At 41.1% G+C, this 17,284-nt stretch carries 11 protein-coding genes; 4 read left to right on the plus strand and 7 right to left on the minus strand.

Annotated elements, in window-relative coordinates; all coding sequences use genetic code 11:
- Positions 1–118: 118 nt before the first annotated feature.
- Positions 119–1,594, minus strand: coding sequence for a UbiD family decarboxylase (locus EKM98_RS04055; RefSeq protein WP_125980733.1), 1,476 nt, complete (start codon positions 1,592–1,594; stop codon positions 119–121).
- A gap of 413 nt (positions 1,595–2,007) precedes the next feature.
- Here EKM98_RS04055 and EKM98_RS04060 point away from each other — a divergent pair, with 413 nt between their 5' ends.
- Positions 2,008–2,451: a nucleoside 2-deoxyribosyltransferase gene (locus EKM98_RS04060; protein ID WP_068279332.1), complete on the plus strand. Its 444-nt coding sequence runs from the start codon at positions 2,008–2,010 to the stop codon at positions 2,449–2,451.
- A gap of 279 nt (positions 2,452–2,730) precedes the next feature.
- Here the strand turns inward: EKM98_RS04060 and pbp4 are convergent, their stop codons facing one another.
- The 3 genes from pbp4 to EKM98_RS04075 form a co-directional block, all read right to left on the minus strand.
- Positions 2,731–4,698, minus strand: a complete 1,968-nt coding sequence (pbp4, locus tag EKM98_RS04065; RefSeq protein ID WP_125980735.1) for a penicillin-binding protein PBP4(5) — start codon at positions 4,696–4,698, stop codon at positions 2,731–2,733.
- Between the two features lie 575 nt (positions 4,699–5,273).
- On the minus strand, positions 5,274–5,732 hold the full coding sequence (locus tag EKM98_RS04070; protein WP_068279337.1) for a MarR family winged helix-turn-helix transcriptional regulator: 459 nt from the start codon (positions 5,730–5,732) through the stop codon (positions 5,274–5,276).
- Positions 5,733–5,777: 45 nt separating this feature from the next.
- Positions 5,778–9,344, minus strand: coding sequence for a YhgE/Pip family protein (locus tag EKM98_RS04075; protein ID WP_125980737.1), 3,567 nt, complete (start codon positions 9,342–9,344; stop codon positions 5,778–5,780).
- A gap of 547 nt (positions 9,345–9,891) precedes the next feature.
- On the opposite strand from EKM98_RS04075, the gene EKM98_RS04080 reads away from it, so the two are divergent.
- The 3 genes from EKM98_RS04080 to EKM98_RS04090 all read left to right on the plus strand — a co-directional run bounded on the left by EKM98_RS04080 (position 9,892) and on the right by EKM98_RS04090 (position 12,509).
- The gene (locus EKM98_RS04080) at positions 9,892–11,241 is read left to right on the plus strand and encodes a TrkH family potassium uptake protein (RefSeq protein WP_068279342.1); all 1,350 of its coding nucleotides are present in this window, start codon (positions 9,892–9,894) and stop codon (positions 11,239–11,241) included.
- 107 nt (positions 11,242–11,348) lie between these two features.
- Positions 11,349–12,011 carry a potassium channel family protein gene (locus EKM98_RS04085; protein WP_068279345.1) on the plus strand — a complete coding sequence of 221 codons (663 nt, stop codon included), beginning with the start codon at positions 11,349–11,351 and terminating at the stop codon, positions 12,009–12,011.
- Between the two features lie 81 nt (positions 12,012–12,092).
- On the plus strand, positions 12,093–12,509 hold the full coding sequence (locus EKM98_RS04090) for a hypothetical protein (RefSeq protein WP_125980739.1): 417 nt from the start codon (positions 12,093–12,095) through the stop codon (positions 12,507–12,509).
- 205 nt (positions 12,510–12,714) lie between these two features.
- Here EKM98_RS04090 and abc-f read toward each other — a convergent pair whose 3' ends face one another.
- From abc-f to EKM98_RS04105, 3 genes are all read right to left on the minus strand, one after another.
- A complete protein-coding gene (gene abc-f / locus EKM98_RS04095) occupies positions 12,715–14,217 on the minus strand; it encodes a ribosomal protection-like ABC-F family protein (protein ID WP_125980741.1) in 1,503 nt (500 codons plus the stop codon).
- A gap of 742 nt (positions 14,218–14,959) precedes the next feature.
- Complete coding sequence (locus EKM98_RS04100) at positions 14,960–16,324, minus strand: hypothetical protein (RefSeq protein WP_125980743.1); 1,365 nt, start codon at positions 16,322–16,324, stop codon at positions 14,960–14,962.
- Positions 16,317–17,282, minus strand: a complete 966-nt coding sequence (locus tag EKM98_RS04105; RefSeq protein ID WP_125980745.1) for a glycosyltransferase family 2 protein — start codon at positions 17,280–17,282, stop codon at positions 16,317–16,319. The genes EKM98_RS04100 and EKM98_RS04105 overlap by 8 nt, the downstream gene beginning before the upstream one ends.
- Positions 17,283–17,284: the final 2 nt, after the last annotated feature.

The raw sequence follows: 17,284 nt of genomic DNA on the forward strand, positions 1-17,284 counted from the left end.
ACTGAGCTAATGAATTCACTTACCGCCATCTCTTTTTTACTAATTTAATTACTACAAAAATAAAAGACGACCAAAAAGTTAGTTTACTTTTTGGTCGTCTTTCATTTCATTAATACCATTATTTCAAATATTTCCGCCAATCCGACACTTTTTTAAACTGTGCCCGGGTAAATTGTTTTTTCATATCAACTGGTACTGTACCATCCAATATCAATTTGGAAGACATCCCGCGAGTACGAATTGATTTAGGATCATATTCTGGCCGTTCTGAGGGATCTAACGGGTGATTACGCATTCCCGGTAGTACGACAATATCTTCGTCGGCCTGAAAACGTGTGTTAATCGTCCACATCACATCATTCATATCAAAAATATCAACATCCTCATCAACCAAAATGACCGTCTTCAATTCTTTAAACGAGGCAAAGGCTAATAGAGCAGCCTGCCGTTGAATTCCTTCGTCAGCTTCGTCCTCTTTATGAATTTGCATAATGGTCATTAACTTACCACCACCAGCAGGAGGATTGTAGACGTTCAAAACTTTGCCGGGTAAGGCGCGATTAACCAACGACAAAATACTGGCCTCAGTCGGAATTCCGGCCAAACTAACGTGTTCTTCACTAGGACCAATTACCGTCTGCATAATTGGCCGGTCCTTCCGGTGCGTAACGGCCTTTACTTTAATAACGTTAACCGCTGGATTTGCATCACCATCATAGCCAGGAAATTCAGGCATTGCTTTGCCTGTATTAGTATTAATATCTTCCTGAATTGTCGTTTGCGGCAAAATTTCCCCCTCAATCGTAAATTCAGCACGGGCCAACGCCTTTTCATTAACGGTTAGACCGGCTACTAATTGAACAGGCTCTTGACGCAGCGCGCCAGCAACACCTAATTCATTGTAGCCAAGTGGTGTCGTCGGTGGCTCAAAAGTTGCTCCCACCGTGATTGCCGGATCGAGACCGATGTTAATTGTGACTGGCATCGGCTTATCAATCTTTTGATAATCTTTCAAGAAGGCGCCAATGTGCCGGCCACCTGGCATAATGTAAATACCGATTGTATCCTTATCTTCCAAAACCATCCGGTGAATGGTTACATCGCTCATCGTTTTTTCAGGATTGGACCCGGCGACTAACCCCATCGTGATGTAAGGTCCGGCATCGTATTCAGTGTTAGTTGGTGCCGCAATTAATTTTCGAATATCAAAATCAGGATCACTCACGCGGTGAACTACTTCATGGGCAGGTGCTTGCTCCTCACTAACGGTTACCGGTGCAACGGGGTGTTCCACTGCCTGGTTTAACAGTTGACCCAACGTGTGGTAATCATGGTGAAATAGTTGTCCAACCCGTTTACGGCTGGCCAATAGACCAATTAGCACCCGAGTTTCGGGAAAACCGATCACGTTATTAAACATCATGGCGGGCCCTTCCTGTGTTGGCCGCTGGACCGTTCCCCCGGCACCAATATAGCGATAAACACCGGCTAATTCAGCATTGGGATCAACTGCTTCATCAGTTTCGTGGTACTGGGTTGGTTCTTCTTTTAATTCAGCCAAAACACTACGTAAATCATAAGGTTGTTTGCTCAATTTATTTCCTCCTTAATATTTGATTTCTGCGTGAATGAAAAATTAATTATCTCAAAAACGCGTTCTAAACTGCTCTCATTTAATATTTTTAGATCGCTATTCAAAACAAAATACTTCCAGCAAACTTATAGTATAGCTAAAATTTACTGGCATCAATTCAAATTTATTAGCAATCCATTCCAAATTAGAATAATAATATTAGTTGCTCCACTAATTTAGAATAAATACTGCCGATTAAAGTCCACCAAAGAAGCCCTACTTAAAAACTGAATGCCTTACGCCGCGTTTTTTTCTGCTACGTGCTATAATTTCGGAATGGTCTAAGAAGAACGGCGTGTTTCCAAACGCGCTTCTAGGCAACTTAATAAAAAATCGTTATAATAAAAACTAATCTAACAGTGAGGTGAACGGCTATGACCCAAATTTACTTAGCAGGCCCCTTTTTTTCAACTGAACAAATCAAACGCTTAAAAAAAGTTGCCGTCAAATTACAACAGAATCCAACTGTCGAAAATTATTTTTCGCCCATGATGGATACCAATCACGCCGGACTTGAAGAAGGCACAAAAAAATGGCAAGCCTTAGTCTACCAAGAGGACATGGCTGGCTTAACAACCGCTGATGTTGTTGTTGCCATTTATGATTATATACCTGGCTACACTGATCCCGGCACAATGTTCGAAATTGGTTACGCCACTGCTAAAAAAATTCCAGTAGTCCTCTATCACGAAGGCCCTGAGCCACTGAACCTAATGATTAGCCAAGGTCTAACAACTTACGTTACTGAAGCTAAACAACTTGCAACCTTGAATTTTACTAACCTACCGAAAATTGCTTACCAAGGTGACGTTTTTTAGGATTAACGCTTAATCGTTGACTTAACGAGGTACCAATAGACCGTTTCACGTGAACCAAAACAAAACTGGGTGGTAAGCGTCCGGTTAAATACCGTGTTCTTACCACCCAGAAAGTTGCTTAAAGTTTCGTCCAATATTTGGGGTTCACTTCACAGCCTCATTTTTGATTTAAAACATTAAACTGCTAACAACCTAATTAGCCAGAAAACTTTAAAGATTTACTTGGCCGGCTAAGTATTTAAACGGCTATAAAAAACAGATCGTTTTTCGCAACATTCATTAATAGAAATCTTCTAAATAGGGTTTAATCATTTGAACAACTGGCTCACTGCCTTTGCCTTCCATCATTGCCACCGTTAAGTAACGGCCCTGCTCAGGATCAAAGGCAAAGACAAAACCATTTTGTTTACCTTGAATATCCTGTTGCTGCTTTAATTCGGCCGTTCCGGTTTTTGCCGCCATTTGGTGACCATCAATTTGTAAATCATGCGCCGTGCCAGCCGGATCACTGACCACTTGTTCTAATGCTTGAACTACCGCCGCAGTATTTTGCGGTTTAATTACTTGTTGCCCTTTTTTCGCCGACTGTTTGCTCAGCAAAGTTGGTAATTGAATACGTCCTTGGTTGGCGAAAACACTATAGGTTACCGCCTGCTGAATTGGTGTCATCAGTAACTGGCCTTGACCGTAGCCGGAATCGGCCAATAATTGGGCCGACAAATGTTGTTGATTGGCAACCTGTGCAGTTGGCATTGTTAGTGGTATGGCCAACTTTTTACCAAAAATAAATGGTTTCAGGCCTTTATAAAAGGCGGATTGGCCCATTGCCAAAGTGGTTTGAGCGAACCAAATATTATCCGAATTAATCAGGGCCTGGGCCATGTTTTCCTCTGGTGTATTTGTAACCCGTGTAATTTGATAATTTCCCCAGCTATGATTTGGCTGCCACTTTAAACCACTTATTTTCCGGGTCGTATTGGTAGTGATGGTCCCGTTATCAAGCGCAATTCCTGCAGTTACAGCCTTAAAGGTCGAACCAGGCGCATAGCGGGTTAAATAACGAGCCAGAAATGGATTATTGGAATTATCAAGGTATTTCTGATAATCTTTTTGCGTTATACCATTAGCAAACAAATTTGGATCATAACTTGGGCTACTAACCAAGGTTGTCAGTTGTCCCGTTTTCGGAGCCATTGTTACCACAGCACCAGGTTGCCCCGCTAAACTCTGGTAGGCTTTTTCTTGCTGCGTTCGATCAATTGTTAAGTTTAGATTATGCCCATTCTTTTTTTGTTTCTTTTGAATGACCCGCACTAACTGATCGTCATCATAAATAGCGATTCGACCACCATCATGACCACTCAACCGTTGATTGTAAGTTCGTTCTAAACCTGTCTTCCCAATTTGATCGCCACTTTGTAAGGTTGGGTGTTTCTTTAAATCTTCCGCCGTTACTTGGCCAACGTAGCCCACTAATTGAGCGCTGGCTTCTTTGCTAGGGTATTTTCGCGCAGCAACTGCTCGGTAAGTAATACCCGCCAATTGTGGTTGTGCAGCACCCTCGGCTAACGTCTTCACGGGAACAAAACTATCCGGCTGAACCCAAGATTGTTTTAAATTTTGTTGTAACGTTTTCTTAGAAACGGCAAACGTTTGGCTAATCTTAGTTAAATTTTGCTCAGTTATTTTTTGTGGAACCATTCCTGCCTGCATTAACTGGCCGTCTTCTGCCAATGGCCGGCCTTTCCGATCCAAAATTTTTCCGCGGTGGCCTTGATCCCAAACAACATCAATTGTTTCAGTGCCAGACATTTTCGGGAAAAGTAGCGCAGGTGTCCAAATAACCCGCCATTTTCCCTGCCGCTTAACCACTTCACCACGATAATTACGAACAGTAAGCGGTCCTAGCGCCGTTACTAAATGTAGTTCATAACTAAATTGATAACGCTGCTTAGTTTCGCGTTTTAATTTTAAATTTTTAACGTTCATTTGTTTGGCACTAATTTGCCCAAAAACGTTGACACTCCTTTGAACAACTTTTTTCGTCGTATAATGGTAATCCATCCCCTTTAACTGCCGCTTATCGATGTAATTCACCATCCCGACAAAATCTTGTTTATTAAAGTGGCTGGTAAACTGACGTACCGTTCTTTCAGCTTGCTGCCTTTGTTGATACCACATAATTCCGCTGGCTCCCACTAATAGAAGTAATATCCCAGCAAGCAGACCCCATAACCATTTTTTCATTTATGCCACCTCCAATGACTCTAGATCGTATTTGGAAAATACGCTCGTTAGTATTTTCCTGACTAAGTTGACGGAAACGTGTCTAAAAAAGCAGATTATTACGGATAGCTACGCCGGTCGAACGATCCGCCGCGCGACTCTTTTTCGCCTGGCTGCCATGTTTCTTGCGGTGACTGAGACGGGCTTAGTCGAGGAAACACAGTTATGGACTTTATAACTGTGCTCCCTAATTTTCGCCACAAGAATGGACAACGTTCATAGCAGCAAAGAATATTAGCGTTCTTTGCTGCTATTCCTCCTGCATTGCGGAGTAGTAGGCTATACGCCATAATCTAACCGCTTTTTCAAACACTCTCTAGATTACACTAATTAAGCAAGTGAATTCTACAACGAATTACCTTCACGTACACAAAACGCACCGTTTTTTTTAAATTTTGAGATTAGTCCACGTTATTTGTAATAAAAGATGAGTATTTTTCCTGAAAGGTAAGCTCTTTCATTAGTTGGCAACAAAAATGAGTCAAAAGGTAATTACAACATCTAATTACCTTTTGGCTCAGCTAAATTCAAAATCACTATTCTTTTGTTGCTTTATCTCTGCTAATGATCTTCTTACTAACATCTTGCATAATCCGTAATAAATCGTTAGCCTCATCTTCACCTAATAAATCAACCCAGGCGTAAAACCGTTTATGAATGGCCTGGTTAATCCTTTCAGTAACTTCTTGGCCCTTAGTTGTTAAAAGAAGGTATAGGCGGCGCCGATCATTTATATCGCGTTCTTGTACGATGTAATTTTGTTCCAGCATGACGCGAATCTGCCGGGAAATTGCAGCGCGAGTCACACCCCGCTTGGCCGCAATTTCTGACATACCCATCTGCTGGCCGTTATCAATATCACGCATGATCAAAAATTGTTCAAAGGATAAATGATAACGTTTGGTCGGTTCAGAAACCAGATCGCCAACGTACTTAAAGGAAGTCAAATAAACATTAATGTATTTCTCTAGTAAATCATTATTTTCTTTTGCCATTTGACACACCCCTTATTAGCGATTTTATACCTCCATAATAGCATACTATGCTGCTTGCTTGGAAATTCTTTTGGCCTTTAATAAAGGTAAACTGAAAATAACCGCGAATACAAGTAGAGCTATGAGACTTGCGATTGGGCTAGTTGCCAATCCGTTCATTGCGTAATTCAAACCATTTAACAAGTACGTACCTGGTAAAATCAGGCTTATTCCGCGGTAAACGGTTGATAACATCGCATTAGGCAACAGACCACCTGAGACAATTAATTGAACGAAAAGCAAGGCTAAGGTTGCAAGAACTCCTAGCGTTCCCCACCAGCGATCAAAAGCAAAGACAATCAGTGTGAATATTCCGCCACCCAACAATAAGAAGCCGAATAAGCTGACTGGATGTGCAACTGTAATGCCCATTAACATGATAACGATGGTCATCAAAAGTGCTGATAGCCCTAATACACTACCTAATAACAATGCCTTTTGCCGCCGCGATTGTGCGCGCCAACGTGAACTATAACGATTAAAACCTAATTCGATTAAAATGGCACCTACAAATGAAACCATCAATACAACTAATGGCGCCAAAACATTCATTAATGGTTTGGCCAAATTATCAGCCTGAACCTTGTTTGAAACTGGCGTGACAAAATGATTAACGTTAGCCGGTTCAGTATTTAAATTACTGACTTGGGCGCTGCCGGCAGCCAATTTTTTATTGAGCGTGCCCATTCCGTTATCCACTTTGCTAATGCCGGAATCAACCTTACGATCCCCAGTGGCCAATTGTTGTGCGCCATCAGCCAATTGACTGGTACCATCATTTAACGTACTACTGTTACTTGTTAATTGTTTACCACCTGAATTTAACTGATTGATCCCACTAATTAGTGTTGGCACTTGACTATTTAACTGATTCAAGCCAGTTGTCAACTGATTAGAACCACCAGCCAACTGATTAACACCACTAATTAAAGTTGGTACTTGACCATTTAATTGACCTAAACCACTGGCCAATTGCTGTGTTCCACTAACTAATTGCCCATTTTGGGCGACTAACTGCTGACTACCAGTGTTGACTTTACTAGCACCGTTAGCTAACTGATTGGCCCCAGTAACGGTTTGATTGGCCCCAGTAGCTAGTTGGTTAACGCCATTTGCTAGGCTTGGAACTTGACCGTTCAATTGGCCTAAACCACTAGCCAACTGCTGTGTTCCACTAGTTAATTTATCATTTTGAGCAACCAATTGCTGACTGCCAGTTGCGGCCTTATTGGCCCCTGCAGACAATTGGGTAATGCCGCCCGTTAAGCTTGGCACTTGCCCATTTAATTGATTTAAACCACCCGCTAATGCAGTAGCACCACCAGTTAATTTATCATTTTGAGCAACCAACTGTTTGCTACCTGCTGCAGCTGTGTCCACACCATTTGTGTAGGCCTGAATTCCTGGCAGTAACCCAACTTGGCCATTGCCACCGTTTAATCCGCTGGCTACCTGTTGCAGGCCAGTGTGTAATTGTTCGGTTGCTTGAATGGCACCCATTGTCGTTGCCGTATTACCTTGTTGTTTTAAACCAGAACTAACTTTAACTAATCCTGCTTGAAGCTGACTAATAGCCGTTTTAGCACCACTAATCACTGCTGGCGCGCCAGTTTGTTGATCGGCCAATTGATTAATACCGTTCTTCAAGGCCGTTAACTTAGGCTGTAACGCGTTTAATTGTTGTAACTGCGTTTGAGTATCTTCTAATGCAGGTTTGACAGTACCTAATGCTGTCCCTACTTTGCCTAAATTGGCTTGTAAGGCCGTTGCGTCACCACCAGCACTTTGTAGCTGACTGCCTGCAGCAGCGACAGAAGTAGTACTGGTATCTAATTTAGCCTGAATGGCACTCACTTGTTTAACTAAATCAGGATTCTGTTTGAGTGTAGCGTCCGCGGCTAAACTCGCTACAGCGGCCTTGGTATCATTCAAACTGGTTGTAGCAGTCGCCAATTGACCACTCGCCGAGCTTTGATTATTAGCAAAAACTTTGGCACTAAGGTCACTTAAATTACTACCAGCGGCGGTTGCAGCAGTACCACTAGTTGTCGCTGCTGTACTGACCGTGTTTAAATCGGTCGTTATTTTACCACTATCAATTGAAGTTACTGGCCCACTGATACCGGCACTAAGCTGATCAATTCCTTTACTTAGTTGATCAAAGCCGGCGTTTAACTTTTGAATATCTGGCTGGCTAGTATTCACTTGATCATCAATTTCCTGTGCGGCCTGGGTTAATGATTGCTGTAATTGACCGCTACCTTGAACTAGCTGACTAACACCACCATTGATTTGTTGACCACCACTATTTAAAGTTGCGCTGGAACTCGTTAGTTGACCTAGGCCTGAATTCAATTTGTTAGCAACTAATGTGTAGGCTGTAACCCCGGTGCTTAAGCTACTACCGCCATCATTTAACTGAAAGACTGCGTTAGATAATGGTTGACTGGCCAATTGTAACTGAGTTAAACCAGTTGCTAGCTGCTGATTACCCGTTGCCACCTGACTAGCACCGTTTGTATAAGCAGTAACGCCACTATTTACTTGCTGACTGCCATCATATAATTGAAAAACAGCACTAGCTAGCGGTTGAATTTTTGTTTGCAGCTGATTAAGCCCAGTTGCAACTTGCTGATTGCCCGTTGCTAGTTGCTGGCTACCACTGGCCAATTGTTGATTGGCAGTCGCAATTTGACTAGCGCCATTTGTATAAGCAGTAACACCACTATTTAATTGATTGCCACCACTGGCCAACTGTGAGACACCACTGGCCAAAGGTTGCGTTTTGGTCTGTAATTGGTTCAAACCAGCGCTTAATTGTGTACTACCTGTATACAATTGGAACACACCACTGGCTAAGGGTTTGCTGGCCGATTGTAATTGTTTAACGCCGGCCGCTAGCTGATCAACCCCAGCGGTATATTTCGCTTCACCCGCCTTAAAGGTGACCATCTTATCCGCTAATATATCCAAATTACTAGCGATCTGCTTATTTCCACTAACAAGCTGGCCGGTACCCTTCTTTAATTTTTTGGTCCCATTGTGAGCCTGCTCAACGCCCTGTCCTAACTGGTTAATTGAACTCAGCATTGCTTGATCGTAAGCACGTTGCACATTGGCAACAACTTGTGACCGTAGCTTCTGGGCCACCGTATCAGTAATCAAATGTGAAGCAAAATTATTGTGATCGGATAGATCAACCTTAATTTGACTGACCTTTGGCCGCTTGTTTAAAACAGTCGTTGCGTTTTTAGAAAAATTAGTTGGTAACGTTAACTTCATCAAATAGCTACCATCTTTTAATTTTTCGTTGGCCGTTTGTTTGGAAACAAAATGCCACGTGACCTGATGATTATGCCGTAATGCCTTTTCAACACCTGTTCCCAATGCCACCGTCTTTCCCTGGAATTTGGCATTTTGGTCTTGATTAACAACTGCCACATTAATGCGGCTAGTGTTCGTTCGTTGTTCGTAGGCAACAAAATTTAACGCAATAAATAATAATAATAGCGGAATAATAATAATGAGCCCGACGAGTAGCAACTGGCGTGAATGATTCTTGATGGTTTGCATCTCCCTAGCAACCTCCTAAATAGTTTAAGGTCTATTCTGTGCTTGGTACAAAATCTTATTACCAGATAGCACGAAAAATATGACCTTCTGAAGAATTTAATGCCACTTTTGATTCTTGTTAATGGGCTATATCGTATATGCCATTAACAATATAAAACTATCGCGCAAAATTGATCGCTTGTCAATTTTATTTTTATAAAATCAGAACTAAAGCGTACTTGAAAAATACTAATAATAGTATTTATTTCATAAAATGATTACCAGGTCTTCATGCTTTCTTCAAAAACCATTAGTATGCTAATTACATAGAGATGAGGTACTTTCCTACCTTATCAATCTACCCTAAAAACTCCTAATTTAATGATAAGCAGCTATAGCCCTAACTATAGCTACCTCTAAATCAAACCTTCTAACCCTAATTAGAAGGTTTTTTTTGTCTTCAACCATAGCTTGAAAAAGTAAATGTACTTACTGCCTATTGGCCTCTTTTTGTGACTGTCACTCAAATATGGCATAATGAAGGCATTAACAATAAGGGGGTAAGCTAGTGGAACTGCCTGGTTTCAAACATCGGATACCACTGCCTAGAATATTAACTTTTGGTTTCTTTATTTTGATCATTCTAGGTGGCTTGCTTCTATCATTACCAATGGCCACGCGCAATGGCCACGCAACTTCGTTTATAGATGCACTATTCACTGCAACTTCGGCCATTTGTATCACTGGACTGACCACCGTTAATACAGCGGCGCACTGGTCGGTCTTTGGTCAAAGCATTATTATGCTGCTCGTTGAAATTGGTGGACTGGGCTTCATGTCATTTACAGTTCTGCCATTTATCCTGTTCCGCCGCCATGTCGATCTAACAACACGGCTACTGGTCAAAGAATCACTTAACTTCGAAAATCTCTCAGATGTTAGTAGTGTTATGAAGTACGTCATTGGTCTATCCGCACTTATCCAAAGCATTGGTGCTGGTCTATTATTTATCGATTTTTACCCGCGCTATGGATTAGGCCGCGGATTATTTATCAGCGTCTTTCAATCAATCATGGCTTTTTGTAATGCCGGTTTCGATTTATTTGGCAATAGTTTAGAAAGCTACCAAAATGATCCCTATTTACTTTTAGTGATTAGTGCGTTAATCATTGCTGGTGGACTGGGTTTTCTAGTCTGGCGGGATCTACTTCTGCTCCGAAAACGGAAACGACTGTCCTTACATACTAAGTTGGCTTTGAGCACCAGTGCCATTTTGTTAGTTGGTGGCACGCTTATTTTTAGTTTGACTGAAAATAATTTGGCTGTATTGACGCCTAACGTTAGCCCGTTTAATCGTTTGATTAACACCTTCTTTCTAGCGGTAACGCCACGAACGGCCGGCCTAACAACACTGCCTTACCACCAACTTTCAATTGCCGGAATTGTCCTGACGATCGTTCTCATGTTTATTGGTGGGACCTCTGGCTCAACGGCCGGCGGAATCAAGACAACCACGTTCGGTTTGTTAACTTTACAGAGTTGGGCAGTTTTACGTGGCCACCACGATGTCGAATTTAGCAAACGCCGTTTCAGTGACCAAAATATTCTGCGCGCACTCATGTTGGTTTTTGCCAGCATAGCGCTTGTCGTCACTGCTATCATGATTTTAACGGCAACGGAAGCAACGCCGGCACGCTACGGGTTAGAGTACGTCACGTTTGAGGTGGTTTCGGCCTTTAGTACCACCGGCATGTCACTTGGTTTAACACCTCACCTAAGCGTAATTGGCAAGCTGATTATCATGTTGTTAATGTTTCTAGGCCGTGTTGGAATTTACACCGTGATGTTCACTGCCCTAAACACGAACCGCACAAAAAAAGGTTACCGCTACCCTACCGAAAATATTCTTATCGGTTAGAACCTTTTAGGATGTGGTAATAATCATTGGTCGACTGCTATAAAAATGACCACTAATTACCTAACTTAAGTGTGTATCAAAAATATTTTCCAGAAAGGACCAGCCTTATGAAACAAAATTTTGCTGTCATCGGCCTAGGTCGTTTTGGTACCAGCATTTGCCGTGTGTTGGCCCAAGAGCACCAAGATGTTTTGGCAATTGACATTAATGAAGAACGCGTGAATAGTCTGGCAAATATTGCAACTCAGGTTGTTGTTGCCGATGGTCAGGATGAAGAAACTTTAAAATCACTTGGAATTGGTAATTTTGATCACGTCATCGTATCGATCGGTAAAAATATTCAGGCAAATATTCTAGTGACGTTAATTGTTAAGGAATTAGGTGTTCCTGACATCACCGCCAAGGCAGAAAATAATACCCACGCTCGTGTTTTGACCCGAATTGGTGCCGATCATGTTGTTCACCCTGAACGTGACATGGGCGAGCGTGTAGCTCATCACTTGCTATCCCCAAATATTCTAAATTATTTGGCACTAAATGATGATGTAACGATGGCAGAAATTAAAATTACGAATCCTAAGTTTACCGGTAAAACACTTCAGGCGATTAACTTTCACCAACAATTTGGACTAACGGTTATTGCCATTCAACACGGCAATAAAGTAACTGTTTCACCCGCGGGCGACGCACTGGTTCAGCTAAATGACGAATTGTCAGTCGTTGGCCCAACAACTGCCGTGGACCGACTAGACGCGCAAATGAAGAACTAATTTGGCCAAAGTAATGCTGTTTTAGCCAAAAAACTGGTATTATAAAGGTGAAATTAGCTGAATTTTAGGGAGGATCTAACAATGACTGATTTAGAAAAAGTAATGCTTGGTGCCAACAAATTAGCGTACGCCACTAGTTTGGAAAATATTCCTAATCTAAGAATTGTAAATTTTGTTTGGGAAAAAGAAACACCCGCAGTTGTCTATTTTGCTTCAGTTCACGATTCACAAGGTGTTCAGGAGTTTTTAAGTAGTAAAAAAATCGCCTTTTCAACGATTCCTGACTCCGGTAACGCTCACGTAGCAACCAACGATGCGACGGGGATTGCATCAAAACGAACTTTGGCCGAAATGCGCGAAACTTTCCTTAAACAAATTCCCGGTTTTGATAAGGTACTTAACCTAATTGGCGATCAATTAGCTGTCTATGAAATCCACATTCACTCGACTGAGGTTGACCTTGGCCTAGGTAATGGTAATAATCGTTTAACTTTCTAATCCACTAAAAATGGCTAGGGAGTGGAGCAAAAGTCGGTTTTGGGTTCACTGCGTAACGTAAGCTAATTTAATAACCATAATACGGTTATTAAATTAGCTGTAGTTAGGCACGTGAGCCCAGACTTTTGGCGCACGTTCTAGAGTAATGCCCAAAAATAGTAGGCAGTCAGGACTTTTGTCCCAGCCGCCTACTATTTTTATTTACTCAATTTATACTTTTCAGTTCGATTTTTTGTGTGGCAACAGCCGCAGTGAACATTCGGTCATGATCGACCAGTAACATTGCTGGCTGGTAATCTAAAACCAATTGTTGAATCTGCTCCCGCGTTAAAACGTCTAAGTAATTTAGCGGTTCATCCCAAATGTAAAGTTCTGCCGGTTCACACAGCGAGCGGGCCAGTGCCACTTTACGCTTCTGCCCCATACTGAATTGCTCAATTCGTTTACTAAATAATTGTCGTTCAAAACCTAATTTTCGCAGAACCGTTAATAACTGCGTTAAATCAACTTGCTTTTCTGCGGCAAATTCAGATAAGCTACCAGTTAGTTCAGAAAATTTTTGGGCCAAATATGAGTAATGACTAGTCGCCAAATTAACATTTCCACTAGCAATTAATCGCTGCTCACCTAAAATGGCCTTAAGAATAGTTGATTTCCCAGTTCCATTAGCACCGGACAAAACTAAACGTTCACCTGGCGAAATACTGAAAGCCAACGGTTGATTTAATGGTTGTTGCTGCTTAACAACTAACTGTTCAATAGTCAATAATGCCTGCTTAGTTCGTCCAAGCTGGTAGTTAAGTGGCAATTCATCTGTTTCCTCAACGTTTTGCAATAATTGCTTTTTGGCCTTGACGGCTGCAGTGGACCGCTTCTGAATTGCCAGTGATCGCTTCATTACTTTGGCCGCACGGTGGCCCACAAAACCACGATCAAGGTTAGCGTGCTCCTCACTTTTATGACTAACATACTTACCGCGTTCGGCCTGTTTAGACCACTGCTTTTTTTGCGCAGCCGTTTGTTCCAAACGTTTAATGTCGTGGCGCAATTTATGTTCTGTTCGTTGTTCAAACTGCTCCTGCTCTTTTTTGGCCTGTTGCCAAGTACTGTAGTTACCCTGTTGAACGGTTATTTGAGCACGTTCAATTGCCAAAGTATGGTCGATCACTTGGTTTAGAAATAATCGATCATGACTAACGACAATAAACCCCCGTTTCTTTTGAAGATATTTGGCAACAATCTCCCGACCAGATTGGTCTAAGTGATTAGTTGGCTCGTCAATCAGTTGGAAATGTGTATTATCCGCAAATAACGCGGCCAGTCCAACTTTGGTCTGCTCGCCTGGACTTAACGTCCGGTACGGGCGGTAAAGTATTTCTGGATCAGCAGCCAATAATTCACATTCGCGCTCAACTTGCCATTCCTCGCCGAGATCAATTTGACCATCGGTTTGTAAAATTGTCATAAAAGGCAAGCTAGTATCAATGACTTTTTGTGGAAAATAGGTAAAGACTTGATCCGTTATAATTTGACCATCATAAGCTAGTTGGCCTAACAATAGGCGTAATAAAGTCGTTTTTCCTCGTCCATTACGTCCAATTAGGCCTAGTTTCCAGCTGGCATCTAGTTTTAAAGTTGTATTTTTAAAAATTGCTGTTGCCATATCTGGATAGTGAAAATTTAAATTTTGAATTTGAATTGTTCCCATATCTGATCACCCCGTTATCTTGTGATGACCGGCTAAAACCCATTTTCTGGTACACAAAAAAGGACACAGTGCTGTGTCCTTTGATCAACTAACAAATTATGTCCTGGGAGAGTGTTGGGACAAGCGTTTAGATTCCGAGGATTACTGACGTTGTCGATCGGACTAGGATGAACCCAAGTCCGAATCGCAGCCTAAACAGACGAATTACCTTTGAAAAAGGTGATTTGGCTGTTGTAGCTACTATTCCGCAATTGAGGATTATTAGCCAAGTACGCTAATAATCTTGATGCTTCATCCGTTATCCATTCAACTACGGCGAAAGGCGCCAAGTTGAAACATGGCAACCGCAGGAATCTGCTTTTTCAAACACTCTCTAGTACCTAAACTTGATGTTATTGTGATCAAAGTGAGTCCAAGTTGCACCGAAAATAGCCTTCAGGAATAGTTCCCTGCACCGGCCGAATTTCAATTAGCGACAACTTGTATTCTTCAATCCCATCAACATCCCTTCGTTTTAAATTAAAATTAGTTTAGCACGTCCTGGCCGAGAACACAACTTGAATTAGTGATGTGCTTTGAGCCCCTGGTTCTGTCTCAATCTATTCTAATCTGATCGCCATTAGTGTGGCCAATAACAACTCTTAATTGCAGAGGCTGGGATAAAACTGCTTATTGTTTTCAAACATTGCTCTAGAACGTGAACTTCAAACCGACTTTTATTCCACTCCTTTTGGTTCGTTCCCTAGTATCCTAAAGTCTGTGGCAGCAAGTACTCACCTTTGTCAGACGTTGACTTCAATTTCTTTTGAGTGGACTTAGCAGTTTCAGCATTCAAGGTTGCGGCACCAAATAAGATTAGGAAAATTGGGAAAAGTTTAACCCCATTGGCAAACTGTACTGCAGTAACCCCAATTAGGCTGATACTAATTAGTAAGCCTAACCGGCCGGCCAGCAAATTTTTTCTAATCCAACTAAATATCATTAAGCAATAAAGACTGACACCCAACGGACCAACTTCTAATAACAGATTAATAAACCAATTAAAGGCGGTGTTATACCGTAATTGTGACCCAATTGTTTGTTCGATATAACTAGGTAACATGTTAAAGCCAACACCAAACCAATTTTTCTGATACAGGCCCAGGACAGTCATCATATTTTGATAACGTTCCTGATTACCTTGATCCTGCAAATTCATTGTTCTTACTGACTCAATTAATGAAGTCATTACGTGATTTGATTGGAAGAAATCAATAATACTCGCAAAATTTATAAATAAAAGACCAAATATTGCTGTCCCCCCAATAATCAAAAGCGATAAACTGCTATACGTTAACGACTGAATAATATATTTACGTTGAATAATCAGAAAGGCAATGAATAAAATAATCAGTAAAGCAGTATTTGCCGATGAAGAAATAATCAAAAAGCTAAATAATAGAAGGAGTATAAGCCAATGGAAGAAGCCCATCTTTTGAAAATATAACGCAACTAACAATGCAGCAATTAAAAAGACTGCGTAGTAGGACGTTTCCAAGTAAAGCCCCGAAGCACGGTACGTTGTTAAGAAATTAATATCCGTAATTTCTCTCAATTGTGCGTTCCATGGCAGTGAAACGTAGTAATCTTTCTGTGGAAATAGGTTATAAAGTGTTATAAAGCGGCTGGTAGTAAAACCAATGTACTGTAAAACTGCCATAATAACATTGGCGATAATGCCAAACCAAACGCCCTTATACACGATGCTTAAGCGATCGGGTAGACATAAAACTGCTAAGTAGACGAAGGTTGCCAAGATTAACATAAATTGACAGGTAAAAAAGCTTTTAAAAACAACTGGTTTATAAACAAAGGTGATTGCCGTTGGTATGATTGAAAGAAAACAAGAAGCTAGAAAGAGCCAATACCAACCACTGACGCGTTTAAACCCAGAAATGAGTCGCTTTCGATCACTAATACAAAGGTAAAATAATAATAAGAAACTAAAAACATATACCCAAAGAATAGGCGTAATCCCAACTAGTAAGAAATAAATTGAGTCACAACAAGCAAATAAGCCGATAAGAAAAGCCAGTATAGAAATGATGTTACCTTTAATTTTAGCCATAGGCACGCACACCCGATCTAATGATTATCTGATATAAGGACCATAAGTGATTAAATAGCCAGCCCTCAATTCGTTCTATTCTTGCCAATTCAAGTTTGCGGTAGGTACTTTGCGTGAGCTCTTGATGTAGCTCGTGTAATTGCGTAGAAAAATTAGTTGGCCCATCTTTTGCGCGTATTAATGAACGTAAGAGAATCATTTGACTTCTATAAAAATGTTTGTTTGCCAGCTCTTGCGCGTAGTGGGGACTATCTGAATAAATTAGGCGGGAGACACGACCGATATCAAATACGATTGGGTTAAAATTCTCATTCGGATTTCGTGAATTAAAGCCCTGATTAGAATGATATTCATATAAAATATCATCTATGAAAGTTGCTTTTGTAATTAACCGGCAGATTTGATAAAGATATAGCTTATCTTCGTTAATTTTGATATCTTCTAAAAATCTAACTTGTTTAGCAACTTTACGTTTGATTAACTTAGTCCACAGATTAATTGGTAACTGATCATCTAAGAATGCAGTTAAAAGTGCCTTTTGCGTGGCATATTCTGCGGCCTGACCAATTTTTTCTGACTGACCTTTTTGGTTTACTTTTAAAGCACAACAGCCGACCAAATCTTGTTGGGTTTTCATTGCCGTTTCACTTAATCGCGCTAAGTAATTAGAACGTAGGTGATCATCAATGTCACTGAAGATAACGTAATCGCCCTGGGCATGCTCTAAGCCTAGGTTTCTTGCGGCAGAGACACCCTGATTTTGTGACTGTTGCAACATTTTAGTTGGTATTTCTTTTCGTTGCAATAACTTTAAAAGGTGCTTTTGGCTACCATCAGTCGAGCCATCATCAATCAAAATTAATTCATAATTTTGATACGTCTGCGCGGCCATATCCCGTACAAAACCTTGAACATATTGTCTGGCATTAAAAAATGGGACAATCACACTAATTAACATAC

The organism is Loigolactobacillus iwatensis (genome assembly GCF_003950295.1).
Lineage (GTDB): Bacteria > Bacillota > Bacilli > Lactobacillales > Lactobacillaceae > Loigolactobacillus > Loigolactobacillus iwatensis.

What these genes read in the sequence shown, in the direction of transcription:
- EKM98_RS04060 (WP_068279332.1), top strand. Translation starts at nt 2,008, where the DNA reads ATGACCCAAATTTACTTAGCAGGCCCCTTTTTTTCAACTGAACAAATC.
- pbp4 (WP_125980735.1), bottom strand. Translation starts at nt 4,698, where the DNA reads ATGAAAAAATGGTTATGGGGTCTGCTTGCTGGGATATTACTTCTATTA.
- EKM98_RS04070 (WP_068279337.1), bottom strand. Translation starts at nt 5,732, where the DNA reads ATGGCAAAAGAAAATAATGATTTACTAGAGAAATACATTAATGTTTAT.
- EKM98_RS04075 (WP_125980737.1), bottom strand. Translation starts at nt 9,344, where the DNA reads ATGCAAACCATCAAGAATCATTCACGCCAGTTGCTACTCGTCGGGCTC.
- EKM98_RS04085 (WP_068279345.1), top strand. Translation starts at nt 11,349, where the DNA reads ATGAAACAAAATTTTGCTGTCATCGGCCTAGGTCGTTTTGGTACCAGC.
- EKM98_RS04090 (WP_125980739.1), top strand. Translation starts at nt 12,093, where the DNA reads ATGACTGATTTAGAAAAAGTAATGCTTGGTGCCAACAAATTAGCGTAC.
- abc-f (WP_125980741.1), bottom strand. Translation starts at nt 14,217, where the DNA reads ATGGGAACAATTCAAATTCAAAATTTAAATTTTCACTATCCAGATATG.
- EKM98_RS04100 (WP_125980743.1), bottom strand. Translation starts at nt 16,324, where the DNA reads ATGGCTAAAATTAAAGGTAACATCATTTCTATACTGGCTTTTCTTATC.
- EKM98_RS04105 (WP_125980745.1), bottom strand. Translation starts at nt 17,282, where the DNA reads ATGTTAATTAGTGTGATTGTCCCATTTTTTAATGCCAGACAATATGTT.